Annotated in this window: 28 protein-coding genes; 16 read left to right on the plus strand and 12 right to left on the minus strand. The window is 67.5% G+C overall.

All coding sequences use genetic code 11. From position 1 onward, the window contains the following. Position 1: 1 nt before the first annotated feature. The 4 genes from P7L68_RS15480 to P7L68_RS15495 are packed head-to-tail and all read right to left on the minus strand — an operon-like array spanning position 2 to position 2,828. Positions 2 to 589 (minus strand): hypothetical protein, encoded by a 588-nt coding sequence (locus P7L68_RS15480; RefSeq protein ID WP_372006522.1) that lies wholly within the window; start codon positions 587 to 589, stop codon positions 2 to 4. A 44-nt stretch (positions 590 to 633) separates the two neighbouring features. Next, the gene (locus tag P7L68_RS15485) at positions 634 to 2,028 is read right to left on the minus strand and encodes a TolC family outer membrane protein (protein WP_372006523.1); all 1,395 of its coding nucleotides are present in this window, start codon (positions 2,026 to 2,028) and stop codon (positions 634 to 636) included. Next, positions 2,025 to 2,327, minus strand: coding sequence for a hypothetical protein (locus tag P7L68_RS15490; RefSeq protein ID WP_372006524.1), 303 nt, complete (start codon positions 2,325 to 2,327; stop codon positions 2,025 to 2,027). The genes P7L68_RS15485 and P7L68_RS15490 overlap by 4 nt, the downstream gene beginning before the upstream one ends. A gap of 6 nt (positions 2,328 to 2,333) precedes the next feature. Further along, positions 2,334 to 2,828, minus strand: coding sequence for an NHLP leader peptide family RiPP precursor (locus tag P7L68_RS15495; RefSeq protein ID WP_372006525.1), 495 nt, complete (start codon positions 2,826 to 2,828; stop codon positions 2,334 to 2,336). A 290-nt stretch (positions 2,829 to 3,118) separates the two neighbouring features. Between P7L68_RS15495 and P7L68_RS15500 the strand changes: the two genes are divergently transcribed. The 3 genes from P7L68_RS15500 to P7L68_RS15510 all read left to right on the plus strand — a co-directional run bounded on the left by P7L68_RS15500 (position 3,119) and on the right by P7L68_RS15510 (position 4,741). Further along, a complete protein-coding gene (locus P7L68_RS15500) occupies positions 3,119 to 3,793 on the plus strand; it encodes a winged helix-turn-helix domain-containing protein (RefSeq protein ID WP_372006526.1) in 675 nt (224 codons plus the stop codon). A 376-nt stretch (positions 3,794 to 4,169) separates the two neighbouring features. Next, positions 4,170 to 4,421 (plus strand): hypothetical protein, encoded by a 252-nt coding sequence (locus tag P7L68_RS15505; protein ID WP_372006527.1) that lies wholly within the window; start codon positions 4,170 to 4,172, stop codon positions 4,419 to 4,421. A gap of 134 nt (positions 4,422 to 4,555) precedes the next feature. Beyond that, positions 4,556 to 4,741: a YqaE/Pmp3 family membrane protein gene (locus P7L68_RS15510; RefSeq protein ID WP_372006528.1), complete on the plus strand. Its 186-nt coding sequence runs from the start codon at positions 4,556 to 4,558 to the stop codon at positions 4,739 to 4,741. 113 nt (positions 4,742 to 4,854) lie between these two features. Here P7L68_RS15510 and P7L68_RS15515 read toward each other — a convergent pair whose 3' ends face one another. The 6 genes from P7L68_RS15515 to P7L68_RS15540 form a co-directional block, all read right to left on the minus strand. Then, positions 4,855 to 5,574 carry a peptidase gene (locus P7L68_RS15515; protein ID WP_372006529.1) on the minus strand — a complete coding sequence of 240 codons (720 nt, stop codon included), beginning with the start codon at positions 5,572 to 5,574 and terminating at the stop codon, positions 4,855 to 4,857. A 71-nt stretch (positions 5,575 to 5,645) separates the two neighbouring features. After that, positions 5,646 to 6,482 carry a transglutaminase domain-containing protein gene (locus P7L68_RS15520; RefSeq protein WP_372006530.1) on the minus strand — a complete coding sequence of 279 codons (837 nt, stop codon included), beginning with the start codon at positions 6,480 to 6,482 and terminating at the stop codon, positions 5,646 to 5,648. A gap of 55 nt (positions 6,483 to 6,537) precedes the next feature. Then, a complete protein-coding gene (locus P7L68_RS15525) occupies positions 6,538 to 7,488 on the minus strand; it encodes an alpha-E domain-containing protein (RefSeq protein WP_372006531.1) in 951 nt (316 codons plus the stop codon). 84 nt (positions 7,489 to 7,572) lie between these two features. After that, positions 7,573 to 9,030, minus strand: a complete 1,458-nt coding sequence (locus P7L68_RS15530; protein WP_372006854.1) for a circularly permuted type 2 ATP-grasp protein — start codon at positions 9,028 to 9,030, stop codon at positions 7,573 to 7,575. 307 nt (positions 9,031 to 9,337) lie between these two features. After that, complete coding sequence (locus P7L68_RS15535) at positions 9,338 to 9,787, minus strand: ATP-binding protein (RefSeq protein WP_372006532.1); 450 nt, start codon at positions 9,785 to 9,787, stop codon at positions 9,338 to 9,340. A 68-nt stretch (positions 9,788 to 9,855) separates the two neighbouring features. After that, positions 9,856 to 10,191, minus strand: coding sequence for an STAS domain-containing protein (locus P7L68_RS15540; RefSeq protein ID WP_372006533.1), 336 nt, complete (start codon positions 10,189 to 10,191; stop codon positions 9,856 to 9,858). A gap of 250 nt (positions 10,192 to 10,441) precedes the next feature. Between P7L68_RS15540 and P7L68_RS15545 the strand changes: the two genes are divergently transcribed. The 3 genes from P7L68_RS15545 (at position 10,442) to P7L68_RS15555 (ending at position 14,304) form a co-directional block, all read left to right on the plus strand. After that, complete coding sequence (locus P7L68_RS15545; protein WP_372006534.1) at positions 10,442 to 12,094, plus strand: Na/Pi cotransporter family protein; 1,653 nt, start codon at positions 10,442 to 10,444, stop codon at positions 12,092 to 12,094. A gap of 150 nt (positions 12,095 to 12,244) precedes the next feature. Continuing rightward, a complete protein-coding gene (locus P7L68_RS15550) occupies positions 12,245 to 12,994 on the plus strand; it encodes a TerC family protein (RefSeq protein WP_372006535.1) in 750 nt (249 codons plus the stop codon). Then, entirely contained in the window at positions 12,991 to 14,304 is a 1,314-nt protein-coding gene (locus tag P7L68_RS15555) for a hemolysin family protein (RefSeq protein ID WP_372006536.1), read from the plus strand. Before P7L68_RS15550 ends, P7L68_RS15555 begins: the two co-directional genes overlap by 4 nt. Positions 14,305 to 14,319: 15 nt before the next feature. On the opposite strand, the gene P7L68_RS15560 is transcribed toward P7L68_RS15555, so the two are convergent. Continuing rightward, positions 14,320 to 14,667, minus strand: a complete 348-nt coding sequence (locus P7L68_RS15560) for a hypothetical protein (protein WP_372006537.1) — start codon at positions 14,665 to 14,667, stop codon at positions 14,320 to 14,322. Between the two features lie 373 nt (positions 14,668 to 15,040). Here P7L68_RS15560 and P7L68_RS15565 point away from each other — a divergent pair, with 373 nt between their 5' ends. The 10 genes from P7L68_RS15565 (at position 15,041) to P7L68_RS15610 (ending at position 25,239) form a co-directional block, all read left to right on the plus strand. Continuing rightward, positions 15,041 to 16,096 carry a Fe(3+) ABC transporter substrate-binding protein gene (locus tag P7L68_RS15565; protein WP_372006538.1) on the plus strand — a complete coding sequence of 352 codons (1,056 nt, stop codon included), beginning with the start codon at positions 15,041 to 15,043 and terminating at the stop codon, positions 16,094 to 16,096. A gap of 229 nt (positions 16,097 to 16,325) precedes the next feature. Next, a complete protein-coding gene (locus tag P7L68_RS15570; RefSeq protein WP_372006539.1) occupies positions 16,326 to 18,056 on the plus strand; it encodes an ABC transporter permease in 1,731 nt (576 codons plus the stop codon). After that, the gene (locus tag P7L68_RS15575; protein ID WP_372006540.1) at positions 18,053 to 19,114 is read left to right on the plus strand and encodes an ABC transporter ATP-binding protein; all 1,062 of its coding nucleotides are present in this window, start codon (positions 18,053 to 18,055) and stop codon (positions 19,112 to 19,114) included. Before P7L68_RS15570 ends, P7L68_RS15575 begins: the two co-directional genes overlap by 4 nt. A gap of 85 nt (positions 19,115 to 19,199) precedes the next feature. Further along, positions 19,200 to 19,448, plus strand: coding sequence for a twin-arginine translocase TatA/TatE family subunit (tatA, locus tag P7L68_RS15580; protein WP_372006541.1), 249 nt, complete (start codon positions 19,200 to 19,202; stop codon positions 19,446 to 19,448). A 56-nt stretch (positions 19,449 to 19,504) separates the two neighbouring features. Further along, on the plus strand, positions 19,505 to 20,014 hold the full coding sequence (tatB, locus tag P7L68_RS15585; protein WP_372006542.1) for a Sec-independent protein translocase protein TatB: 510 nt from the start codon (positions 19,505 to 19,507) through the stop codon (positions 20,012 to 20,014). Positions 20,015 to 20,020: 6 nt separating this feature from the next. Continuing rightward, a complete protein-coding gene (tatC, locus tag P7L68_RS15590) occupies positions 20,021 to 20,854 on the plus strand; it encodes a twin-arginine translocase subunit TatC (RefSeq protein ID WP_372006543.1) in 834 nt (277 codons plus the stop codon). A gap of 99 nt (positions 20,855 to 20,953) precedes the next feature. Further along, entirely contained in the window at positions 20,954 to 22,243 is a 1,290-nt protein-coding gene (gene serS, locus P7L68_RS15595; protein WP_372006544.1) for a serine--tRNA ligase, read from the plus strand. Between the two features lie 149 nt (positions 22,244 to 22,392). Then, complete coding sequence (gene surE, locus P7L68_RS15600) at positions 22,393 to 23,148, plus strand: 5'/3'-nucleotidase SurE (RefSeq protein WP_014745057.1); 756 nt, start codon at positions 22,393 to 22,395, stop codon at positions 23,146 to 23,148. Positions 23,149 to 23,150: 2 nt separating this feature from the next. After that, positions 23,151 to 23,816, plus strand: coding sequence for a protein-L-isoaspartate(D-aspartate) O-methyltransferase (locus P7L68_RS15605; RefSeq protein WP_372006545.1), 666 nt, complete (start codon positions 23,151 to 23,153; stop codon positions 23,814 to 23,816). Between the two features lie 88 nt (positions 23,817 to 23,904). Further along, positions 23,905 to 25,239, plus strand: a complete 1,335-nt coding sequence (locus tag P7L68_RS15610; RefSeq protein ID WP_372006546.1) for a peptidoglycan DD-metalloendopeptidase family protein — start codon at positions 23,905 to 23,907, stop codon at positions 25,237 to 25,239. A gap of 41 nt (positions 25,240 to 25,280) precedes the next feature. On the opposite strand, the gene fabF is transcribed toward P7L68_RS15610, so the two are convergent. Further along, positions 25,281 to 26,546 carry a beta-ketoacyl-ACP synthase II gene (gene fabF / locus P7L68_RS15615; RefSeq protein ID WP_372006547.1) on the minus strand — a complete coding sequence of 422 codons (1,266 nt, stop codon included), beginning with the start codon at positions 26,544 to 26,546 and terminating at the stop codon, positions 25,281 to 25,283. Between the last annotated feature and the right edge of the window lies 1 nt (position 26,547).

Raw genomic sequence — 26,547 nt, forward strand, 5'->3', positions numbered from 1 at the left:
GTCAGTCCGCCAGCGGCAGACCGGCATCGGCGGCGGCGGCGCTCTCGATCATGCCGCGCAGGCTCCCGGTGTTGGCGAAGTCCCACCGCCCGTCATAGACAACATCATCAATCCGCCAGCCGTCGTTGCCGCGCAGGATCGACAGGCGGTCGGTCCAGCTGGTCATCAGCGTGCCAGCTTCATGGGCATAGCGCAGCTCGACCGATGCGGTGTTGCGTGCCAGGGTCACCGCGCCGACACGGCAGCTGGTCGCGCCTTCGAACAAGCTGGAGAACAGATCGCCATCGGCGAAGGGCGGTTTGTCGCCTGGCGCCTGCCGGATGGCGGCGTCGTGAAGATGCCGGGCAGCGGTGAGGGCGCCATCCAGACCAAGGGTGATCAACGGTTCCAGGGCATGACGGCCGGCAGGGGCGGGCAGGCCACCGCTGCGGAGGTCGGGATAGACGGCACAGAAGGCTTCGGCGAGTGCCGCGACCTCCACGCCGTCTTCGGCTGCGGCAGTCCGGGCAGCGCTGGCCTGGGCGTCGAGCGTCGAGCCATAGACTTCCTGGGCGGGTGCGACACGTGGCAGAACGCAGCAGACCAGCATCGCCACAAGCCATGCCGACGGGCCTTTTCCGCTCGGGTGAGATTTCACTCCCCGGTGACGGGGTTCACGAACACGCGCCATTTGACCGCCTCATAATCGCCAGTGGGATCATGATACGGCACATCGAGCCCGAGTGCGCGCGCTTCAAGCCCGCCCGTGGCGGCCAGCACTCCGAAGGCGGCGACGATCAGATCCCGGCGTGCCCCGGCAAGCGCTTCGCTGGCATCGAGCAGATCGCGCTGGGCATCCAGCAGATCGATCAACGGGCGGCGGCCCAGATCGACCTCGCGCGCCACGCCGTCGAGTGCGGTTGTCGCCGCTTCGACCTGGGCTTCGCGTGCGGTGATGGCGGCACGGGCCGCCAGCATGTCGCGCCAGACCCGTTCGGTCCGCTCGACGATGCTGCGCTCGGTGGCCACGCGGGACAGCCGGGCTTCGGCGGCGGCCTTGCGGGCCTCGCGCAGGCGGCTCTCGGCGATGCCGGCACTGTAGATCGGCACGGTCAACTGAAGGCCGACGGCCGCCGCCTCGGTTTCGCGCGGATTGATATCCAGGCTGGAGCGGTTGCGGCTGAGGCTGCCGGTAAGGGAGACCTTGGGCAGCAGGGCACCGCGGCTGACCGCGATGCCGTCGGTGGCGGCCTCGGTCGCGAAGCCGGCAGCCAGGATCTGCGGATTGGCCTCTCTGGCACGGAGCAGGGCGGTGTTCAGACTGTCGGGCAGGCTTGCAGGCAGAGGGGCCGGATCCGGATCAGCCGGCTCCCGGCCCGTCACCGCCAGATAGGTGGCCTGCGATTTGGCGAGCGCGGCTTCGGCGGCAACCACCCGTGCCTCCGCATCCGCCACCCGCGCACCGGCCTGGGCAAGATCTGCGGCGGTGGCATCCCCCAGATCGTGAAGGGCGCGGGTCTGATCCAGCCGCCGCACCAACAGCTCGCGGGACTGGCGGTTGAGGTCCAGAACGTCGAGATCCCGGGCGACGTCGACATGAGCGGTGACCGCGGCGAGAAGCACGTCGGCTTCGGTGGTCCTGAGCCGGGCCCGCTCGGCCCGGATGGTGTTCTCGGCCCGATCGAGCCCGGCCGTGGCGGCGCCACCGCTATAGACCGGCTGGCTGAGGGTGAGCGCCTGCTGGTCCTGGCGGTTGGTGCGGCTGACCGCCCCGTCATAGGTCAGGTCCTGTACGTCTCGGCTGGCGGTTGCCGAGAGGCTGGGCAGAAAACCGCCCAACGCCTGAGGCCGTTGTTCATTGACGACATCGAGGCGCGCCCGTCCGACCGCCAGATCCGGATTGGCGAGATAAGCGGCGGCCAGGGTTTCGGACAGGGTTTGTGCGCCGGCCGGTGCCGTCGCTGCCATGATCGCCGCGATGGTGGTGGCAAGAGGCCAGGCACGGGGCCGCTGGCCTGACCGGTGCCGGATCGGGGACCCGGCGCTCATCGGCTGCCGTCGGTCCTCGGGAACAGGCCGGCGGCAAAGGCCGCGTCACCGACGGTAACCACATCGCCGCCGGCATCGGCGGCCTGATCCAGGTCGTCATAGGCCATCAGCGGCGAGGGCAGAACCAGATGCATCCGGTCGCGCCGGTCTTCCAGCACCACGACCTCGCAGCCTTCGGGAACATCCAGCCCGGCGTCGGCGAGCACGGCGACCGGGTTTGCCTTAAGCCGGTCACGCAGGGCGGCATCTTTGGCGGCACGGCGCAGCAGATCGGCCAGCACCCGGGTCACTTCGCTCATGACCTGTCATCCTCCGCCCAGAGTGAATGTCACGCCGCCCGAGCCGAAAACCAACAGCATGTCATCTCCACCAGGTGCCACAACCGGACCACCGACTCCGCCGGCGACGGCATCAAGGGCGTCGTCCGACAGATCGGTGCCATCGGCATCCTGGGCGACCGGCGGAATGACCAGATGCACGCGATCCGGCGTATTTTCGACCACGACCAGGCTGACATCGGCCGGCAGGTCGATGCCATGGGCCGCCAGGGCCTGACGCGGATTCGTCCTGCACAGGGCGCGGAATTCCGCATCCCGCCAAGCATGGTCGATTATGTCGCCGATGCGCTTGCGCAATTCGTCCGTCACCTGATCGTGAGAGCCTGTGCCCTTGTCCATGTTCCCGCCGCGCTGGGCCCTTTGTCGCGGGGGCCGCACGCGCCCGCTTTCGCATTCAACGCCATGATCCCCCTGTTTGGTAAATCCCGCCACGGCGCGGGTCAATGGCCGTTTATGCGACATGCGAGATATCATGTCCATTGACGGGCAAAGCCGCTCTGCTGTGACCGGAAAGCCGCGCCTGCCATCTGAAGTGTACCGCCTGGCGGGCCGACCGTTGCGGTACCGGTCCGCCGGATGTCCTTTTCAGGATGCAAGCGCCGGCGCCCCGGTATATAAGGCGAGTTAACAAGCAGTCCAAGGGTAGAGGCTGGCGGACGACTATCCGCCGTGCGGGATGGATCGGGGGCAGAGGCGTGACTCTGCGGCATAACGGGGCGGCACTTCCGTCTGAACCTAGAGATCGCGTTGCCGTGCTGTCGGAAGACATCGGCGAGGCGCGTCGCATTGCCGACTACCTCAAAACCTCCGGGATAATATCTGCCGCATTAATCGCCAATCGCGCAAGTTGCGATCAGCTTGCCGACCGACCTGTGGATCTGGTGGTTCTGGATTGCGACGGCCGCACCGTCGACGGCCTTGCACTCGGCCGGCGTATCCTGGCCAATGGCCAGCCCGGCCTGGTTTTCGTCAGCAAGCGTGACGACGAGGTGGAACGGGTGATCGGCCTCGACATGGGCGCCGACGACTTCCTGGTCCGCCCTTTCAGCCTGCGGGAGCTGACCGCCCGGGTCCGCGCGGTCCTGAGGCGCCGGCGCATGATGCCCGAGACCATAGGCGCCGATGTCCGCCATGTCCGCGGCTGGACCATCGACCTTACCCGGCGCGAGATCGCCGACCCGGATGGCGAGGTCGTACGGCTGACGCGCGGGGAATTCGACCTGCTGGCCGCCATCGTTCAGGCCGGCGGCCGGCCCGTGACCCGCGAATACCTGCTGGAAGTGGTATCGAAGCGGGCCGATGCGGTATCCGACCGCACGGTCGTGACCCTGATCAGCCGTCTGCGGCGCAAGCTGGATCGCGGGGCGGGCGATCTGGACCTGATTCGTACGGAGCCGGGCGTCGGCTACCGGATTACGGCCGACTGACCTCGTCGGTCCCTCTGCCATAAAGCTCCCGACATGCTGAATATGACACGAAGCCCGCAGCGCCTTGTGCTGTAAAGCCTGGCTTATGCCCGGTGTGTCATGAAAAGGGCGCGGCCTGCCATCGAGTATTGCGATGTAGAGGAAGGTGTGGCTATTGAAGGTCCCATCTTTGCTTCACGCAATCGAAGGCTGTCGGTCCTACATTCTCCTCATAGCCGAGGCGCACACGACCTGCCGATGTCGAGACATCGACCGTGGCGCCACAGATCGTCGAACCGGCCCGCGCGTCCCCCGATGCGCACCGCTCTTGCAACCACATCATGCAATGGCAGGCTCACCCCCGGCGACGGTCCCCTGAAGGAGGAGCACCGAAACCATGTCCGCCATGAAGCATAGCCCCAAAGCCCTTGCCGCCGCCGCCGTCTGCGTTGCCGCCCTTGCACTTGCTGCCTGCGGCAACACGCCTGAACGCCGCGGCCTGACCGGCGCCGGCCTGGGTGCCGGTGCGGGTGCCGCGATCGGTGCCGCCACCGGCGGCAGCGTGCTCGGCGGCGCCCTGGTCGGTGGCGCGGCCGGTGGCCTGACCGGCGCCCTGACCGACAAGGACGACATCGATATCGGCGACTGATCGCCACCCCGACGGTTTCCGTCGCAAAAACATCACGAGGCGGCGCGGTCGACGTGACCGGCCGCCCTCCTTACATATCGGTCAGCTTTCGCACCCTGCGCGAGCCGCCTTTCCCGAAAGACGGAGGTCCATCCATGGAGGGACGCAAGGACAGCTTTCTGGGCGACCTGTTCCGCATCATCGTCGCGGTGATCCTGCCGCCGCTGGGCGTGCTGCTGGAGGTCGGCCTGACCAAGCACTTCTGGATCAACATCCTGCTGACGCTGCTCGGCTGGCTGCCCGGCATCATCCATGCGGTGTGGGTCATCAGCCGCCGCTGACATTGCCCGTCATGCAGAAAGGCCCCGGTCCTGGAAAAGGGCCGGGGCCTTTTTTCGGGCCTGAGTCTGTTCCTGGACCTGAGTCTGTTCCTGGGCCTCAGCCACAGGAGGCGTCACCACTCCGGATCGGGCAGATCCAGATAGGCGGCCCGCAGTGCCTCGGACCAGCGCTGGCGGATAGAAAGAAAATAGGGGTCGGTTTCGTCGATCCGTCGCTCCAGATCATATTCGAAAGTATCCGAGCGGATGACGGTCAGGTCGATCGGCATGCCGACCGACAGATTGCTGCGCAGCGTGCTGTCCATCGAGATCATGGCGAGCTTGATCGCATCGTGAATGCGGGTCTCCGGCCCCATCACCCGGTCGAGGATCGGCTTGCCGTATTTGTGCTCACCGATCTGAAGGTAGTGGGTGTCGCTCATCGCCTCGATAAAATTGCCGGCCGAGTAGATCTGGAACAGACGGATATCGCCGCCCCGGATCTGGCCACCCAGCAGGAAGGTGACGTTGAAGGCGGTGTCGTGAGCCTCCAGCGCCGGCCCGTCGGCACGGTGGACGGCCCGGATCGATTCACCCACGATCTCGGCTGCCGAAACCATGTCGGGGGCGTCGTCCAGATGGCGGCCGTCTTCCAGGCCGCGCCGCAGCCGGTTGACCACCGCCTGGGTGATGGCCAGATTGCCGGCAGCGGTGAGGCACAGGACCGATTTGCCCGGGCGCCCCCAGAGCGTGGTCTTGCGATAGGTCGAGATGTTGTCGACGCCGGCATTGGTCCGGGTGTCGGAGAGCATCACCAGTCCGGCGCGCATCTTCAATCCGACGCAGTATGTCATGAGGGTGGGGATCCGTCTGAGGGGCGCGGTGTCGAAGGGGCGGGCTGGCGGAACCCGCTTTCGTCCCGCCTTCACTGTTGGGCCTGTTCCGTGACGTGGACGCGAACGGCGAGGTGTTCCTCGTCGCCGGCGATACGGATGCCGCGCACGGGGGCGGCGTCCAGATAGTCGAGACCATGGGCAAGGCGGATATAGGAACCGGTGGGGCTGATGCCGTTCGACGGATCGAAGCCGACCCAGCCCAGCCCCTCCAGCCAGGCTTCCGCCCAGGCATGACTGGCTTCGCCGCCCGGGCTTTCGGCGTGGTCGTCATCATTGGGCGAGAGATAGCCGCTGACATAGCGGGCGGGTATGCCCAGTTCCCGCACCACGGTGATGAAAACATGGGCGTGGTCCTGGCATACGCCGCGCCCATGGGCCAGCGCCTCGGCGGCGGTGGTCCGGGCATCGGTGGCGCCCTTGACATAGGCGACCCGTCCGGCGGTCAGCCGCAGAACGGCATGCATGGCCGCCACGGCACCGTCGGTCTCAAGAACCGGGCGAACCTGGTCGGCGAACGCTTTCAGTGCGTCGTCGGCCGTGGTCAGCGGCGTCTCGCGCAGGAAGACCTCCGGCGACAGGGTGTCGGGCAGGTCGCGGCCGACGACACCCGCCGTGTCCGTCGTCTCCACGATGCCACGCACCGTCACCGCCAGCCGGTCATGATCATGATCGAGGGTCAGCTGATGCACCCGGTTGCCGAAGCCGTCGGTCAGCGGCACCAGATGTGCGGCGGGTTCCACCTCGATCCGCCACGAAATCACCCGCTGCGCCGCCAGATCCGGAGGCGTCAGGCGTAACGCCTGGATCGCGTACCGGGCCGGCCGCCCATAGCTGTAGATGGTCTGGTGCTCGACGGTCAGGCGCATGAATCCCTCGACGATATGGTCGGGAGCGACGGGGTATACCCGCCGCCGATCCCGGTCAAGACAGATAACAGCGCTGTATCTCGTCGCTGAGCCGCGCATTGCGCATGATGAAGTCTGTCAGGAACTCGTGCAAGCCGGCCTGAAAGATGTCCTCGGTGCGACCATAGGTCAGCTGGGCATGAAGCTGACCGGCCTGACGGTGGCACTCGGCACGGCGGCCATAGAGCTTGGCCAGATAGTCCAGCTGGGTGTCGACCTCTCTGACGCAGGCGACCAGGGAGCGCGGCATCTCAGGCCGCAGGATCAGGAACTCGGCCACCAGCCAGGGCCGGACATTGGTCCGGTAGAGCCAGTGGAACGAGCGATGCGCCGAGACCGACCGCAGGATCGACATCCACTGATATTCATCGACCGCACCGCCCACCGTCTCTTCCGGCGGCAGCAGGATGTTGTATTTCACGTCGAGAATGCGGGCGGTGTTGTCGCCGCGTTCGACATAGGTGCCGAGACGCACGAAGGCATAGGCGTCGTCGCGGATCATGGTGCCGTAGGCACTGCCGCGGAACAGGGTGACGCGTTCCTTGATCCAGTCCAGAAAGTTGCGCAGCTCCGTGCCGGTGACGTCGGCCGGATCGATGCGGTTCATTTCCATCCAGGTGCTGTTGATGCTTTCCCACATCTCCGAGGTGAGGGCGGTGCGCACCGACCTGGCATTGCGACGGGCGTTTTCGATGCAACTGCGGATGCTCGACGGGTTGTCGCGATCGAAGGCGATGTAATCGACCACCCGGCGCTGATCGACGGCCTCTTCGCCGTGGCGGGCGACGAAGCCGCCGGCGACGCCGGCGCTGATCAGGGCGGAGCGCCACTCGTCATAGCCACCCTCGGCGGCGGACGAGGGCAGCAGAGCCATGCGATGGCCGGCTTCGATGATGCGGGCGAGATTCTCCGCCCGCTCCATGTTGCGGGAGAGCCAGTAGATGTTGTCGGCGGTACGGCTGAGCATCGAGGGGGGTCCCCGGGAAGATCGGTCGAGAGGGCCGCCGGAACGGCCCCTGCGGCAGGATGACGGCGGGCGCCGGGCGGCGCCTCAGCGGGCGAGCACCCAGGTGTCCTTCGTGCCGCCGCCCTGGCTTGAATTCACCACCAGCGAGCCCTGTTTCAGCGCCACGCGGGTCAGCCCGCCCGGCACCAGCGACACGCCGTTGGCACCGACCAGGAGGAAGGGCCTGAGGTCGACATGGCGCGGCGCAACCCCTTCCTCGACCAGGGTCGGGCAGGTCGACAGCGCCAGGGTCGGCTGGGCGATGAAGTCTTCCGGGTTGGCCTTGATCCTCTCGGCATAGGCCGCCTGCTCGGCGCGGGTCGATTTGGGGCCGACCAGCATGCCGTAGCCGCCTGAGCCACGAACCTCTTTCACCACCAGCTCATCCAGATGTTCCAGCACATAGCGGCAATCATCGCTCCGGCCGCACCAGCGGGTCGGCACGTTGTTGAGCAGCGGTTCTTCGCCCAGATAGAAGCGGATCATGTCGGGGACGAAGGTGTAGATCATCTTGTCGTCGGCGATGCCCGTGCCGACGGCATTGGCGAGCGTCACATTGCCTGCGCGATAGGCATCGATCAGCCCCGGCACGCCCAGCTGACTGTCGGGCCGGAAGACCAGCGGGTCCAGGAAGGCGTCGTCGATGCGGCGATAGATGATGTCGACCCGCTTCGGTCCCTCGGTGGTCCGCATGAAGACCTTGTTTTCCGAAACGAAGAGATCCGGCCCCTCGACCAGTTCCACGCCCATCTGATCGGCCAGGAAGGTGTGCTCGTAATAGGCGCTGTTGTAGATGCCGGGCGTCAGGAGAACCACCGTCGGCTGGCCGGCGGCCATGTTCGGCGGCGCAACCGAGCACAGCGTGTCGCGCAGGCTGGACGGATAGTGATCGACCGGGCGGACCTGATGGGCGGACAGAAGGTCGGGGAAGAGCCGCATCATCACGTCGCGGTTCTCAAGCATGTACGAGACGCCCGAAGGCGTGCGGACATTGTCCTCCAGCACGAAGAAGTCGTTCTCGTCGGTCCGCACCAGATCGATGCCGGCGATATGGGTATAGACGTTGCCGGGGACCTTCAGGCCCTGCATCTGCGGCAGGTAGCCCACATTGCGCAGAACCAGATCCGCGGGGATCACGCCCGCCTTCAGAATGTCCTGGCCGTGGTAGATGTCGGTCAGGAAGGCATTGAGCGCCCGGACACGCTGGGCCAGCCCGCGGGACAGGGTGGACCATTCCTCGCCGGTCACGATCCGTGGGACAAGATCGAAGGGCAGGATACGCTCGGGATCGCCCCCTTCGCCATAGACCGCAAAGGTGATGCCGATCCGCCGGAACAGAACCTCCGCCTCCCGGCGCTTCAATTGCAGGCGGTCATGTGGTGTCTGCGTCAACCATGCCCTGATTTCCGCATAGGCAGCTCTGACGTGTTCCGGTGACCTGACGTCTTCTGGTGTGCGGGCCTCGTCGGGCGCGCCGGTCCCCGCCGTCGCCCAGCCGTTCATCTCGTCGAAGATCCGGATGTCAGTCGCATTGCTCAAGAGAGCATCCTCCGCCGTGTTGACGTTCGACAGCATGACCAGCAAATGCCGTGCCATCGATCTGCGGCCGGATCTTCCCCGGAAACCGGCCGCTCCCCAGGTGAATCCTGCCCATCTTTTCGGCAGAGAACAACAGTGCTGCGCAGCGCAGTGGCGTCGAAAGGCTTCTGGCGTGCGTAAACCGCCGCGTGAGCGGGGGGATATGAGCGGGGGATACAAGAAAGGGCCCGGCATGGCCGGGCCCCGATATGCGACGATCAGGCAGGGGCGGTCAGTCGTCGGCGATGCCGGCCGGGATCCGTTTGCGCAGCGTCACCACATTGCGATCGTCGACACGCGCATATTCCACCTGATCCATCATGCTGCGGACCAGATGCACGCCCAGCCCGCCGATCGGCCGATCTTCGATATCGCCGTCGAGCACCGGCGGCGGCGCCTCGGCGAAGGGATCGAAGGCGGGGCCGTCGTCGACGATGACGACCGTCACCGATGCCCCGTCATCCTCGCCGGCGGCAAGCCGCACCGTGATCGGCAGGCCCGTGGCACCATCGGGAAAGCCGTAGCTGATCACATTGGTGATCAGCTCATCAGCCGCGAGCGAGATCTGATACGAGACCGCGGGCGGCAGGGCATGCTCGTCGCAAAAGGTCTCGATGGCATCCGCAAGCCGGGTCAGTTCGCTCAGATCGGCCGCAAGGGCCAGTTCGGTCACTGCGGTCATGGCGCGGTTCCCTGATCCGGGGCGCGTGTGGCGCAGCCGGGCCTGGCCGGCCGCGTGGTGGCGGATGATCAGGCGAAAGCGGCGATCGCCTCGTCGCGGCCGGGCAGGATCTGGAAGATCGCGCTGAAACCGCTGATATCGAAGACCTCGCGGATCTCGGGCCGCATGCCCGACAGCACCACCTTGCCGCCGCTGGCCTTCGACCGTTTGGCCGCGATCAGCAGAACCCGCAGACCGGCGCTGCTGATATAGTCCAGCCCGGCAAGATCCACCGCCAGCCGGCCCGACGAGGACTCCAGCGCCGCCAGAACCTCGGCTTCGAAAGCCGGACAACTGGTGCCGTCCAGCCGGCCCTTAGGGCTGAGGACGACGACCGTTCCGATGGACTGACGCTCGATCTGCATCTTCGCTCCCGTCAACTTGAGCCCGGGTCCGCCGGTGACCGTCAGGAACACTGAGGTGCGGCCCCTGGAACCGTTCCGGATTCCATATCAGGTGACAGCCCTTTGCCCAAGGGATTTTGTCCATGGCGGACAGTATATGACAGTTGAATGACGTTGCGGGGCGAGGATTGCAGCGCGTGGGGGTGGTACGGCACACTCCGCATCCTGCGGGACCGATGGTCCGGTCCCGATCTTCTCCGGCTCAGATGGAATGCTGCTCGACGTTACCACGGCCCTGGCCGGGCTGGGCCTGTTCTTCCTGGGGGCCCGCACGCTGGGCGATGCCTTGAAACGCCTGGCGGGCCGCCGGGTCCGGGTTGCGGTCGCCCGCAGCACCGACGGGCCCCTGAAGGCTGCGGGCATGGGGCTGGTGATGGCGGCCGTCACCCAGTCCACCCAGGTCGCCACCTTCATCCTGGCCGGCATGATCCGGGCGGCGCTGATCAGGGCCGAGCGGGCCATGATGGTCATGACCGGTGTCAATGTCGGGGTCTGCGGCCTGCTGTTCGTCGCGACGTTCGATGTGCGCATCGTGGTCTATGCCGTCATCGGCCTTACCGGCATCGCGATGACCCGCGCCCGCTTCGCGCCCTGGCGGGACCAGATCTCGGCCCTGTTCGGCGCCGGGCTGCTGCTGTTCGGGCTGGGACTGCTGCGCCAGGGAACGGTACCGATCGCCGGGCTCGACATCGTCACCGGCACCATGGCGGCGATCAGCGGCCACGATATCCTGGTGTTCCTGGCCGCTGCCCTGCTGATCCTGGCCGTGCAGTCCTCGTCGGCCGTGGGCATGATCGGGATCTCGCTGGCCGGTGCCGGGTTGTTCGGGCCGGAACAGGCGATCGCGCTCGCCTTCGGCGCCAATTTCGGCACCGCGCTCAACATGGCGCTGCTCACCCGCAGCATGACCGGTCGGGCGCGACAGCTCGCCATGTTCCAGGTGCTGGTCAACCTTGTCGGCACGGCCGTGACCCTGCCGCTGCTGCTGGCGGAAAGCGCCGGCCTGACCGGCTTCGGCCCGATCCGGGCGATCGCGGGGCTGACCGGCGATGCGGGCCGCACCGTCGCCTGGGCCTTTCTGCTGTTCAATCTGGTCGGCGCCGGACTGTCCGGCCTGCTGCTGTCGTGGATCGCGCCGGTCCTGGCCCGGCTCTGGCCGGTGAGCCGGGTGGAGGCGGATGCCCAGCCCGCCTTTCTGGAAGACGGCATGCTGCGGGATCCGGCCGGCGCGCTCGATCTCGCCATCCTGGAACAGCGCCGGCTGGTCGCCCATCTGGCGCATCTGTCGGCGATCGCAGCCGGTCCGGGCGATGCGGCCGCAGGCATGGCCGCGCAGGCCCAGCGGGTCGACGGGCTGCTGACCCTGCACGGGCGGATCGCGGAGGTGCTGCGGGATCTGTCCGCCGCCGACCTGTCCGCCACCGCCTATGAGCGGCTGGCTCGTGCCGTGGCCAATCATCAGCGCATCGAAGGCGTGATTCAGACCTTTGCCGAACTGGCGGGCACCCTTATCGACCGACTCGGTGATCCGGGGGCGATGGGGCGGGTGTCGCGCGGCATGGTGGACGGCATCGATGCGGTGGTGATGACGCTGGCCGAGGTGGCGCGGAGCGCGGACCCCGAGGAGCGGATGCTGCTCAGGGCGATGACCGGTGACCGTGCCGAGACCATGGGCCGGATCCGCAGCAGCTATCTGGCGGCGGAAGAGGCGCTGTCGGCCGGCGATCGCGGCCGCCTGCTGCTGGCAACCAATCTGTGCGAGCGATTGTTCTGGATGCTCGGCAGCCTGGTCGAGGGCCTGGAGGCGGAATTCGATGCCGGGAGCGGCGACGGCGAGGTCTTGCCGCTGCCGCAGACCGCCTGAACGGAACGGATGCCGCCCGCGGCTGTGTCTTCGATGCCATGTCGTCGGAAATCGTCAACCCTGGATGAATTGCCGGCATCGCCGTGGCGGCCCGTAGGGGTATGCTGATCGCCGTGAAATTTTTCCGCTTCAGGAAGGCTTACGGGCTCCATGCTCGATCTGCTCACCGATCCGCAGGTCATCCTCAGCTTCCTCACCCTTGCGGTGCTGGAAATCGTTCTCGGCATCGACAATCTGCTGTTCGTTCAGATCATCGCCGGCCGGGTCGCCCCGGAACGGCGGGATACTGCCCGGCGCGTCGGGCTGGCCCTCGCGCTGGTCACCCGACTGATCCTGCTTGCGGCCATCTCGTGGGTCGCCGGCCTGACGGCGCCGCTTGTCGACATCTGGGGATTCGCGCTGTCCTGGCGCGATGTGATCCTGATTGCAGGCGGCCTGTTTCTGCTGGCCAAGGCCACCACCGAGATCCATCACACGGTGGATGGCGATGAGGAGCACGGTGCCGGTCAGGCGAAGGTTCATCTGAGCTTCGCGGCCGCCGTCGTGCAGATCGCGCTGCTCGACATCGTGTTCTCGCTCGACAGCGTCATCACGGCGGTCGGCATGGCGCAGCATCTGCCGGTGATGGTGGCGGCGGTGATCGCGGCCATGATCGTGATGATCGTGGCGGCCGCCCCGGTCGGCCGCTTCGTCGAGCGGCATCAGTCGGTGAAAATGCTCTGCCTGTCCTTCCTGCTTCTGGTTGGCGTGGCCTTGATCGCGGACGGGCTGCATTTCCATATACCGAAGGGCTATCTCTACTTCGCCATCGCCTTCTCGGCGCTGGTCGAAGGTCTCAACATCCTGGCCAAGAGCCGCCGGCGCCGTCGCCGGGCCACGAGCAACGTCGCACCGTCGTGATCTTCGAAATACTGATCGTCTTCGCGCTGATCCTGCTGAATGCGGTTTTCGCGATGTCGGAAATGGCCCTGGTCTCCGCCCGTCGTCCGCGGCTGGTGGAGCGGGCCTCGGCCGGTGACCGGTCGGCAGCCGCTGCGCTGCGGCTGGCCGACGACCCGACCCGCTTCCTCTCCACCGTACAGATCGGCATCACCCTGGTGGGTGTGCTGGCCGGCGCCTATTCAGGGGCCACCCTTGCCGGGCCGCTGGCGGATGTGCTGGCGACCATTCCGGGCTTCGAGCCCCATGCCCGGCCGGTGGCCGTGGGCCTGGTCGTCGCCGGCGTCACCTATGTGTCGCTGGTGGTGGGCGAGCTGATCCCCAAGCGGCTGGCGCTGGCCCATGCGACCACCATCGCCATGGCGGTCGCGCGGCCGATGTCGGTGCTGGCGGTGATCGCCACGCCGGCGATCTGGCTGCTGCGGGTGTCCACCGAAGGCGGGCTCAGGCTGCTCAGGGTCGATACCACTGCAACCGAGGCCGTCACCGAGGATGAAATCCGGGCCATGGTGCGCGAGGGCGCCGATAGCGGGGCCATTCATCGCGCCGAGCAGAGCCTGATCGACAGCGTCTTTGCTCTGGACGACCGGCCGGTGCGCACGGTGATGACGCCGCGCCACGACGTGATCTGGCTCGATGCCGACCGGCCGTTCGGCGAGCAGCTGGACAGAATCTCGGGGAGCGCGCGCTCGCGCTATCCCGTCGCCCGCGGCAGCCTGGACGAGCCGGTGGGCATCGTCGCCACGCGTGACATTCTGGATGTCGTCCTAGCCGGCGGAACACCCGACATGGCCACACTCGCCCGGCCTGTGCTGGTGGTGCACGAGGGCGTGCCGCTGCTGAAGATGATCGCCATGCTTCGCGATGAACGTGAGCCCATGGCGCTGGTGGTGGATGAATATGGCGGTGTCGAGGGCGTGGTTACCGCCACCGACATCCTGTCGGCGATTGCGGGGGAAACCGCGCTCGGCTGGGATGACGATCGCCCGGCAGCGGTGGCGCGGCCCGAGGGCGGCTGGCTTGCCGATGGCCGCATGGCGATCGGCGAGGTGGAGCGCCTGCTCGACCGTCAGGATCTTCACGGCGAGGGCGACTATGCCACTCTGGCCGGTTTCCTGCTCTGGCACATGGAACGCGTGCCGGCGGCGGGTGACGTCTTCGACTGGCAGGACATCCGCTTCGAAGTCGTCGACATGGATGGGCGCCGGATCGACAAGGTTATGATCCGGCTGCGGCCGGTTGACGACATTCTGCCGGGGGAGGGGATCTGAGGCGGCAATGTCGCCTCAGCGCAGCACACCGCCACGCAGATCGGGGGCCAGACGCCGGATGCCGGCGTCCGCCTCCGCCATGGCGCGCTCTCCCTGATTACCGTCGCAGGCGCGATTGGCACGGTCCAGATGCTGGCGGGCCGCGATGTAGTCGGCAACGCGACGATCCCGCCGGGGCGGGTCGGCCACCAGTTTTGCCAGCGTCTGCACGGCGGAGCGACAGGATGAGCGCGCCGCCTCCTGGGCGGTGGCGCCCGAGGCGGGGAGCGTTGCCGTGACCAGCGCAGCAAGGCTGCTGGCCACGAACATGATGTGCAGACGGGTCCGCTCCGGTCGGGCGGCACGAAGGCGGCGGATGATCATCGCGAAGGCGCCTCGTCGATCAGGCAGGAGCACTTGCGCCGGGCGGGAGCGTCGATCGCGTCCCGATCAGGTGGGGAAGGGATCATCATGTTCCCATGTAAATTTATGCGCACATGGTAACCGTGAAGCGATCCTTTCGCGACGCAGTATCTCCATGCAGGGCTGTGCTGTAAACGGCGAACTCCACGAAATCCGACGGCCGATCCTGTCGGGGCGGCGAATCGCCGCGTATCGCAAATCAGTCTCACCCGCGCTTGAAGCGACGCTTCCAGAATGATAGGGAGGTGTTGATAGGAATTCGCAATCTCACGCCGCCGACGCACGCCGTCCGGCGGCCCGGATTCCGCCTGCCCCGCTTATCGACGAGACTGCCATGACCGACATGTTTCGCCGTCCCGCCCGTCATCGCCTGTTCGGCAGGATCGGTGGCGCTGCCGCCGCCCTTGCCCTGCTGGTCGCCGGCCAGGCTGCTGACGCTGCCGAAGTCAACCTGTACTCGGCGCGTCAGGAACAGCTGATCCGCCCGATCCTGGACACCTTCACCGCCGAGACCGGCATCAAGGTGAACCTGCTCTCCGACAGCGGTGAAAAGCTGCTGGCGCGCATTCAGGCCGAGGGGGAGAACAGCCCTGCCGACATTCTGCTGACCGTCGACGTGGCACGGCTGGAGCAGGCGAAGGAGGCCGGCATTTTCCAGCCCGTCTCGTCGAAGGTGCTTGAAGAGGCGGTGCCGGCCTATCTGCGGGACCGCGACGATGCCTGGTTCGGCCTGTCGAAGCGCGCGCGCGTTGTGGTCTACGCCAAGGACAGGGTGAAGCCCGAGGAGCTGTCGACCTATGAGCAGCTGGCCGACCCGGTGTGGAAGGGCCGTATCGCCATCCGCTCGTCGAGCAACACCTATAACCAGTCGATGACTGCGGCCATGATCGTGGCCAACGGGCCCGAGAAGACCGAGGAATGGGCGAAGGGGCTGGTCGCCAATTTCGCCCGCAAGCCGCAGGGCGGCGACCGCGACCAGATCCAGGCCGTTGCCTCGGGCGAGGCCGATATCGCGGTGGTCAACACCTATTATCTGGGCGGCATGCTAGCCGGCAACGATCAGGCCCAGAAGGAGGCCGCCCAGAAGGTGGCGGTGTTCTTCCCCAATCAGGGTGACCGCGGGACGCATGTCAACGTGTCGGGTGCCGGCGTGGTCAAGACCGCGCCCAACCGCGATGCGGCGGTCAAGCTGCTGGAGTTCCTGGTCTCCGAGAAGGCTCAGAAGTTCTATGCCGAGGTGAACCAGGAATTCCCCGTGCGGCCGGGTGTGCCGTCTTCGGCGATCATTCAGTCCTGGGGGCCGTTCAAGGAAGACACCGTGGCCATCACCCGCCTGGGCGAGCTGAACCGTCAGTCGGTTGAGATCATGGACCGCGCCGGCTGGCGCTGATCCTGACGGCCGCGAAGGTCGGGAAGGGGTGCCGTGGCTGAAGCGTCGCGGCACCCTTTCGTCGTCCTGGCGCGGCAGTGCTTGATCCGCGGCCGGGTGACGTGTACCCATCGTCGATCCCGGAGCTGCGGATATGTCGCAGTCGCGACCGGGACATGCCTGGCCCGCACGACACCCGGCCCGCACGACACCTGGCACCCACGGCAGCTGACGGAGGGGTATCTGCCCCATGGCCACGATCTATGCAGGCAAGCCGGAGGACGAGCCCCCTGCGGTCGGCCGCGCCGCCGTGGCGCCGGCGCCGCTGGCCCGTCGGGGTGGTCGGGGCGGTCTGGTCTGGCCGGCCGCGGCGCTTCTGCTGGCGGCGCTGGTCGCCGTGCCGGTGGTGGTGGTGCTGAGCGCAGGCGTCACCCCCGATCTTGCGGTCTGGTCCCATCTGATCGACACCGTGCTCGGCCGCTATCTGGTCAACACCTTCTGGCTGGTGATCGGGGTCGGCGCCGGGACGCTGACACTGGGTGTGGGCACGGCCTGGCTGGTCACCATGTGCCGTTTTCCCGGACGTCGGACCTTTGAATGGGCCCTGTTGCTGCCGATGGCGGTGCCGGCCTATGTGATCGCCTATACCTATTCCGGGCTGCTCGACTATTCCGGGCCGGTGCAGGAGACTTTGCGCATCCTGATCGGCGCGACCAGCCGCCGCGACTACTGGTTCCCGGAGATCCGCAGCCTGGGTGGCGCGATCGTGGTGATGACGCTGGTGCTCTACCCTTACGTCTATCTGCTTGCCCGGTCGGCATTTCTTGAACAGTCGATGTGCGTGCTGGAGATCGGCCGCACGCTGGGCAATGGCCCCTGGTCGTGCTTCCGGCGCATCGCCCTGCCGCTGGCGCGCCCGGCGATCGTAACCGGGGTGAGCCTGGCGCTGATGGAGGTTCTGGCGGATTTCGGCACCGTCGACTATTTCGCCGTCGACACCTTCACCACCGGCATCTATCGCACCTGGTTCGGCCTGGGGGAGCGCGCTGCCGCGGCCCAGCTGGCGGCGGCGCTGCTTTCGGTGGTGCTGATCCTGGTGTTGCTGGAGCGAGCCAGCCGCGGTGACCGGCGCTTCCACCATACCTCGCGCCGCTACCGGCCGCTGCCGGGCTGGCAGCTCCGCGGCCTGCGCAAGGCCGGGGCGGTCGCGGCCTGTGCCCTGCCGATCCTGTGCGGTTTCCTGATCCCGGCCACGGCGCTCGGCTGGTGGGCGCTGACCTCGCGTCTCGATTCGGGCAGCGGCTTCCCGCGCCTGGTGGCGACCAGCCTGCTTCTGGCCGCCGCCGCCGCGGTCATGGCCGTGGCGGCTGCCCTGGTCATTGCCTATGCCCGCAGGCTTTCGCCGGGGCGCGCCTCGGCGCTGGCCGCACGGGTCGCGGCCATGGGCTATGCCGTGCCGGGGGCGGTGATCGCCGTCGGCATCGTCGTGCCGCTGGCGGCCGCCGACGGTGTGATCATCGACATCGCCCGCGCGCTCGGCCTCGGCAATCCAGGGTTGGTTCTGACCGGCACGCTGGTCGGGCTGCTCTATGCCTATATGGTGCGCTTCCTCGCCGTCTCGCTGAACACGGTGGAGGCGAGCCTCGGCAAGGTGACGGCCTCGATGGATGATGCCGCAAGGGTCTTCGGCCTGGGGCCCGGGGCGACGCTGGTCCGCGTCCATGCCCCCCTGGTGTCCGGCGGTCTGCTGACCGCGGCGCTTCTGGTCTTCGTCGACGTGCTGAAGGAATTGCCGGCGACCCTGATCCTCAGGCCGTTCGGCATCGGCACGCTTGCCATGCGCACCTACGAACTGGCCGGTGACGAGCGTCTGGCCGATGCCTCGTTGCCGGCCCTCACCATCGTCGCCGCCGGTATCCTGCCGGTCATCCTGTTGTCCCGGGCCATTGCCCGTTCCCGCCCCGGTGCCCAGAGTTCATGAACCCGTCCTCCACCGCCCCGTCCCGACTGATCCTCGACGATATCGTGCATGCCTATGACGGCCGGGTTGCCGTCGATCATGTCTCGGTCGGTATCGCGGCCGGCGAGATCCTGTGCCTGTTGGGCCCGTCCGGCTGCGGCAAGACCACCTGCCTGCGGCTTGCGGCGGGGCTGGAGGACGTGCAGCAGGGCCGGGTGATCATCGATGGCCGGACGGTGGCGGAGCCCGGCCGCGCGGTGAAGCCCGAGGCCCGCGGCGTCGGTCTGGTCTTTCAGGACTACGCCTTGTTTCCGCATCTCACCGTCCTCGACAATGTCGGCTTCGGACTCAGGCAGGCCGGTGCTGCGGAACGCCGGCGACGGAGCGAGGCGCTGCTCGATCTGGTCGGGCTCGGCGGCCGGGGAGGTGACTACCCGCATATGATGTCGGGCGGCGAGCAGCAGCGCGTCGCGCTGGCCCGGGCGCTGGCGCCTGAACCGCAGGTGATGCTGCTGGACGAGCCGTTCTCGGGGCTGGACATTGCGCTGCGCGACCGGCTGTGCGCCGACACGCTTGCCGTGCTGCGTGAGGTGGGGGCGGCTGCCCTGATGGTGACCCATGACCCGGACGAGGCCCTGCGCATGGGCGACCGGATCGCGGTGATGAATGGCGGCCGGATCATGCAGGCGGGATATGCCACGGAGCTTTATCAGGCGCCGGCAACCCCTTTTGTCGCCCGCCTTTTCGGTGAATTGAATGCCATGACGGTGCGGGTTGCGGGCGGCCGGGTTTCAACACCTCTCGGCCAGTTGCCGGCGCCCGGCCTGGCGGAAGGTGAGGCGGCTTCGGTGCTGATCCGGCCCGAGGCGCTGATCGAGGACCTGGCCGGACCGATCGCGGCCGAGGTCGTCGAGGTCCGGGCGCTCGGGCCGATGACGGCGCTTGGAATACGGGTCGAGGGTTGGCCCGGCCGGCTGGGGTTGAGGCTTGCCGGCGTGCCACGCCATGCGCGGGGCGACCGCATCCGCCTGACGCTCGATCTGAACCAGACTTTCGTATTCCTGGCAGACGGGCGCTGACGGCTGCATTGCACAGCCCCCGTGCTTCTGCCATCATGCGCCGCACGATTGGGCAGTCCGTGGGACTGCGGAGGAGGGGTACCCGATGAGCATCGGTATTTGGCAGATTGTCCTGATCCTGGTTCTGGTCCTGATCCTGTTCGGGGCGGGCAAGCTGCCGCGGGTGATGGGCGACGTCGCCAAGGGCATCAAGAGCTTCAAGGCCGGCATGAAGGACGAAGAGACCGAGAACAACAGCTCGCCGTCTCAGGATCCGAAGGTGCTGAACAAGCCGCAGGATGCGCGCATGGCGGACGAGATTCGCCGTGATGAGGTCGGCGGCCCGAAGGCCTGATCCGGTGAGGCATTCGAGGAGCGGACGCAGGTTGCTGCGTCCGTCTGCGTGACGCCATGTTCGACATCGGCTGGGCGGAACTCGCCCTGGTGTTCGTCGTTGCCCTGATCGTGATCGGCCCCAAGGATCTGCCTGTCGCATTGCGTGCGGCCGGCGTCTGGATAGGGCGGCTGCGGCGCATGGCGCGCGAATTCCAGTCGAGCGTTGATGAGGTCCTGCGCGAGTCCGAACTCAAGGAGCTGCGCGACCGGGCCGAGAAGGCGTCGCGCTTCGACATGGGCGAGGCGACCCGCAGGGCCATCGATCCCGACGGTGCGCTGGAGCGGGCGACATCGCCCGTGAGCCTGGAGGATGACGCCCCGGCGGCCCGGGCCGCGGCTGCGGATGCGCCGGCCACGGCGCCGGCAGCCTCTGCGTCTCCGGCGTCGCAGACCCCGCCTCCCGCAGTTCCGGCCCCCACGGATGCCACGCCTGCCGCACCGGTCGGGGCCAAGCCCGCCACGCCCGCTACGGCACCGGCGGCGCCGGCCGCGACACCTGACGATGCCACGACCCCGAAGGCCTGACGCTTCATGGCGACCCATGACGACGACGACGAGGTAGAAAACTCCAAGGCGCCGCTGCTCGAACACCTGATCGAGCTTCGCAACCGACTGATCTATTCGGTCGTGGCGCTGCTGATCGCCTTCGGCGTCTGCTACATGTTCGCCGAGGATATCTTCGGCTTCCTGGTCGAGCCGCTTGCCAAGGTGCTCGGCCACGACAAACGTCTGATCTATACCGGCCTGACCGAGGCTTTCTTCACCTATGTGAAGGTCTCATTCTACGCCGCGCTGTTCATCTCGTTCCCGATCATCGCATCCCAGCTCTACATGTTCGTGGCGCCGGGGCTCTATCGGAACGAGCGCAAGGCGTTCATGCCCTTCCTGGTCGCGACGCCGTTCCTGTTCGTCCTTGGCGCGGCGCTGGCCTATTACTTCGTCTTCCCGCTCGCCTGGGGCTTCTTCGCCGGCTTCCAGACCACGGGCTCCGAAACCAGCATGGCGATCGAGCTGGAAGCCAAGGTCGACCAGTATCTGTCGCTGGTGCTGGCCCTGATCTTCGCCTTCGGTCTCGCCTTCCAGCTGCCGGTGGCGCTGAGCCTGCTGGTGCGCGCCGGGTTGGTGAGCGCCGAGGCGCTGGCCAAGAAGCGGCGATTTGCGATCGTCATCGTGTTCCTGGCGGCGGCCGTGATGACACCGCCTGATCTGATCAGCCAGGTGTCGCTGGCCGTGCCGCTGCTGATCCTCTACGAGATTTCGATCTTCATCGCCCGGCGGATCGAAAGGGCGCGGGCGGAGCGCGAGAAGGCCGAGGAGGCGGAACTCGCTGCAGCACTGGCCGACAAGGACGACAGCGGCGCTTGACCCGAAGGGATCGGGGCCGTTAGATGGGCGCGCTTCGGCCGTATGGCCGGCGCGCCCTTCGTCGTTTCCGGAACCATCGTTCATTCAGCGAGCGAACCCATGCACGACATACGCCTTCTGCGCGATGCGCCAGACGCCTTCGACGCCGCTCTTGCTCGTCGTGGCCTCGATGCGTCGTCGGAGCGTCTCGTGGCGCTCGACGAACGGCGCCGCGCCCTGATCCGCGAATTGCAGGAATTGCAGACCCGGCGCAATGTCGCCTCCAAGGAAATCGGCCAGATCAAGCGCAACGGCGGCGATGCCACGGCGCTGGTTGCCGAGGTTCAGGCGATCAAGGAGCGGATGCCGGAACTGGAAGCCGAAGAGGCGGCGCTTGGCCGCGAACTCGACGAAGCACTCTCCAGCCTGCCCAACCAGCTGGATGCAGATGTGCCCGATGGGCCGGACGAGACGGCCAATGTCGAGCTGCGCCGGTGGGGCACGCCCCGATCCTTCGATTTCGCGCCCCGCGCCCATTATGAACTGGGCGAGATGATGGCCGCCGGCCCGGTGCTGAAGGCGATGGATTTCGAGCGCGCGGCGAAGCTGTCCGGCGCACGTTTCGTGGTTCTGGCCGGCCAGATGGCGCGGCTTGAACGGGCACTGGCGCAGTTCATGCTCGACCTGCATACGGGCGCGCATGGCTTTCTTGAGGTGCAGCCGCCGCTTCTGGTCGGTACGGATGCCCTCTATGGCACCGGACAGCTGCCCAAATTCGCCGAAGACCTGTTCCGCACCACCGATGATCGCTGGCTGATCCCGACCTCTGAAGTGCCGCTGACCAATCTTGTGGCGGGCGAGATCCTGGACGAGGCCGCATTGCCGCTGAGGCTGACGGCGCTGACCCCATGCTTCCGGTCCGAAGCCGGATCTGCCGGCCGTGACACCCGCGGCATGCTGCGTCAGCACCAGTTTTCGAAGGTGGAGATGGTATCCATCACCACCGCCGAAGCCTCGCGCGACGAGCAGGAGTACATGACGGCCTGCGCCGAAAAGGTCCTCCAGCTGCTGGAACTTCCCTATCGGGTGGTCGTGCTGTGCGCGGGCGATACCGGTTTTGCCGCGGCACGCACCCACGATATCGAGGTCTGGGTGCCCGCGCAGAACACCTATCGTGAAATCTCCAGCGTTTCGAACACCCGCGATTTCCAGGCGCGGCGGATGAAAGCCCGCTGTCGCAAGGCCGGCGAGCGTGACACCCGCTTCGTCCACACGCTCAACGGTTCGGGCGTGGCGGTGGGCCGCGCATTGATCGCGCTGGTCGAAAACCATCAGCAGGCGGATGGCAGCATCCGCATTCCCGAGGCGCTGCGCCCCTATCTTGGCGGTGCCGAGATCGTCGGCGCCTGATCCGGTCGCCTGTCCCCTGCAGGCGACACGCATCACATCATACCGGAATACCGGAAACGAGTGCCGCCGATTGCATCGGCGGCACTTCCCATGAAAGCCAAGAACGGGTATCCAAGCCCGGCTTTCCCGATCCTCAAGGAGTTCGGCACGTGCGCATCCTGATCAGCAACGACGACGGCATCAACGCCCCCGGGATCGCGATCCTGGAGCAGATCGCGCGCGAGCTGTCCGACGACGTCTGGGTCGTCGCCCCTGAAACCGATCAGAGCGGCGTGTCGCATTCGTTGACCATCCACAACCCGCTGCGGGTGCGCAAGATCGCCGACAAGCGCTATGGCGTCAGCGGCACGCCCACCGATTGCGTGCTCATCGCCACCCGGCGGCTGATGCACGAGACCGCGCCGGATCTGGTGCTCTCGGGCGTCAACCGCGGCGCCAATCTGGGCGAGGATGTGCATTATTCAGGCACCATCGCCGCCGCCAAGGAAGCCACGTTGCTCGGCCTGCAGGCGATCGCGATGAGCCAGGTCTTCGTCGACCCGCAGGACGTGCCGTGGCGCACGGCTCGTGCTCATGGCCCCGCGCTGGTCGAGAAGCTGATCGCCACCAAATGGCCCAAGGGCGTGCTGGTCAATGTCAACTATCCCCCGGTCGAGCCCGAGGCGGTGACCGGCGTCAAGGTCGTCTCGCAGGGCCAGCGCGTGCTGGGCGAGATGATCGTCGAGGGGCGCGATCCGCGCGGCGTGCCGTATTACTGGATCGGCGGCCTGCGCCGCGACGGCCACGAGACCGAGGGCACCGACCTGTCGGTGATCCGCAAGGGCGCCATTTCGGTCACCCCGCTGCATATCGACCTGACCGCCCGCGACTATATGGGCGCGCTTGAGGACGTGCTGGGGGCCTGACGATGGAGACGCTCGCCGAAGCGAAGATCAAGCTGTTGATGCAGCTGCGTTCGGCGGGCATCACCGACACGCGGGTGCTGAAGGCCATCGAGACGGTGCCGCGCGAGATCTTCGTGCCGACGCCGCTGGTGCCCAAGGCCTATGCCAATCGGGCCCTGCCCATCGGGCAGGGCCAGACCATCAGCCAGCCCGAGGTGGTGGCGCTGATGACCCAGGCCCTGGAACTGGGCGACCGGCACAAGGTGCTGGAGATCGGCACCGGTTCGGGATACCAGACCGCGATCCTCTCGCGGCTGGCCCGCCGGGTCTACACGATCGAGCGTCATCGCAGCCTGGCGCGGGAGGCCCAGACCCGCTTCGGCGAACTGGCCATGCACAACGTCGTCAACCGGATCGGCGACGGTATGCGGGGCTGGCCGGAACAGGCACCCTTCGACCGGATCATCGTGACGGCCGCCTCCGACGAGGTGCCGGAAGAACTGCTCGATCAACTGTCGATCGGCGGGCTGATGGTGATGCCGGTCGGGGCGCATGGCCGCGAGCAGCGGCTGATGAAGCTGATTCGCAACGAGGATGGCGTCGACGACGTCGAAATCGCCCGCGTCCGCTTCGTGCCGTTGATGCCCGGCGTGCCGCGTGAAGACGATCCGGGCTCGCCGGCGGGTTGAGATGCGCTGGCGGCTTGTGCCGGATCACGCTTCCGTTGCCGCAGTGCGACATGCGGCTTAGACTGGGCGCGCCATGAACGGGGCCGCCATGATCAGACCCAGCCTGCCTTTCCGCCAAGCCGCCGCAGCGGCGCTCGTGTTTCTTGTTGCCGCCTGCGCCGGCCGCGACGAGCCGGCGCCTGTCGATTTTCGCGGTGCCCAGCCTGCGGAAATCGCGCTACCTGCCGGGGCGAGCGAGATCGTCGTGGAGCGGGGCGATACGCTGTATGCCATTGCCCGCCGCAACAATGTGCCGCTCCGGGCGCTGATCGAAGCGAACCATCTGGAACCGCCCTATACCATCTATCCCGGCAACCGGCTGGTGCTGCCGGCCAACCGCATCCACACCGTGCGCCAGAACGAGACGCTCTACGGTATCTCGCGGGCCTATGGTGTGGAGATGACGGCCCTGGCCCAGGCCAACGGGCTGCAGCCGCCCTATCCGGTTTCCCCGGGCCAGCGTCTGGTCGTGCCCGAAGGGCAGGGGCCCGGCACCCAGGCCGCGGCCGAGGCGGTGGCCGCGGCGGGGCCTGAAGGGCGGCCGCCCTCGGCACGTATCGACGGGGCGGAGACGATTTCCGTGTCCTCTGCGGTCGGCGGCACGGCCATCGCTTCGACGGGCGGGACGGCGACCGGCGCCACCGGCATCTCGGCCGCGCCCCTGCCGCCGCCCGGAACTGAGCCGTCCGGGACTGAAACCTCGTCTGCGGCATCGACGACGGTTGCACCTGTCGCGGCGGCGCCGGTTGCCGCCGGTGAGCCCGCGACCGGCGGCGCACCGGTGACGCTGACCCCCGGGGCGGAGACGACCGCGCCGCCGCCTGCGGCACCGGCCGCCCCGGCTGCCGAGCCGGCCCCGCAGCCGGCACCCGCACCGGCCGAGCCGCCGAAGGCGGAACCGGCACCTGCACCCGCACCGGCCGCCCCGGCGCAGCCGGCGGCGGAGCCGGCCCCCGCGCCCGTAAAGGCGAAACCGGTGGAAACGGGCGATCTCGGCCCTGCGCCCAAGCGCTTCGTCTGGCCGGTCAACGGACGGGTGGTCTCAGGTTATGGCGACAAGGCGGGCGGCCTGCACAATGATGGCGTGAACATCCAGGCGCCGCGCGGCACACCCATCCGCGCAGCCGCCGACGGCGTGGTGGTCTATGCCGGCAGCGATCTGAAGGGCTTCGGCAACATGCTGCTGATCCGCCATGGCGGCAACTGGCTGACCGCCTATGCCCATGCCCAGGCGGTGCTGGTGGATCGTGGGCAGCGGGTCAAGCAGGGCGAGGTGATCGCCCGGGTTGGCTCCAGCGGCAATGTCGATCAGCCTCAGCTGCATTTCGAGCTGCGCCGCGGCCGCGAAGCCGTTGATCCCGAACGCTATCTGCCCCGGCGCTGAGCCGGGGCAGGGTATGCTGCCGGTGACGATGCCTCAGGGCGTCAGCGATAGCGGCTGAAGACCACCGAGGCGTTGACACCGCCGAAGCCGAAGCCGTTCGACAGCACATGATCGACGGACCGGTGGCGTGCTTCGGGTCCGATCAGGTCCAGCCCGGCCGCGGCCGGATCGGGATCGGTGAGGTTCAGCGTCGGCGGCAGGATGCCGTCGCGCAGCGCCAGCACCGAGAACATCGCCTCGATTGCGCCGGCGGCACCGAGCAGATGGCCGGTGGCCGATTTGGTCGACGAGATCGACACGCCCGCAGCCTCGCCGAACACCGCCCGGATCGCTGCCAGTTCGCCGGCATCGCCGACCGGGGTGGAAGTGGCATGGGCATTCAGATAGCCGATCTCTCCGGGGGCGAGACGCGCCGAGGCGAGGGCGGCCCGCATCGCCCGCTGGGCGCCTTCACCGTCTTCCGGCGCGGCGGTCATGTGATGGGCATCGGCACTGGTGCCATAGCCGGTGAGTTCGGCGATCGGAACCGCACCGCGTGCCAGGGCATGGTCCAGCGCCTCGATCACCAGCATGGCCGCGCCTTCACCCATGACGAAACCGTCGCGCGCCGCATCGAAGGGACGCGACGCTTCGGTCGGGCGGTCGTTGAAGCCGGTGGAAAGGGCGCGGGCTGCCGCGAAGCCGCCAAGGCTGACCCGGTCGATGCAGCCTTCGGCCCCGCCTGCCAGCGCAATATCGGCCTCGCCCGAATGGATCAGCCGGGCGGCATCGCCGATCGCCTGGACACTGGCGGCACAGGCCGTTACCGGCGCACCCAGCGGGCCGCGCAGCCCGAAGCGGATCGAAACCTGTCCCGCCGCCATGTTGGGCAGGAAGGACGGCACGGTGAAGGGCGAGAGCCGCCGCGGTCCCTTGCCATCGGTCGTGCGCACGGCTTCGGCCATGGCGGGCAGGCCGCCGACGCCGGTGCCGATGATGGTCGCGGTGCGGTTGCGCTCGGCCTCCGAGGCCTCCAGCCAGCCGGCCTGGCCCAATGCCTCTTCGGCGGCAGCCATGGCGAGCAGGATGAAGCGATCCATCTTCTTGTGGTCCTTGGGCGGCACCGTGCGGGCGGCATCGAACCCGCCCTCGGCATCCTCGGCCGCATCGGGCACCACGCCGGCGATCCTGGCCGGCAGATCGTGGACCATGGCCTCGGGCAGGGCGCGAATGCCGGAGCGCCCCTCGATCAGGCGCCGCCAGACGGTGGGGGCGCCCTGGCCGAGCGGCGAGACCACGCCGATGCCGGTGACGACGATGCGTCTCATG

The organism is Tistrella mobilis, from assembly GCF_041468085.1.
Taxonomy (GTDB): Bacteria; Pseudomonadota; Alphaproteobacteria; order Tistrellales; family Tistrellaceae; genus Tistrella; species Tistrella mobilis_A.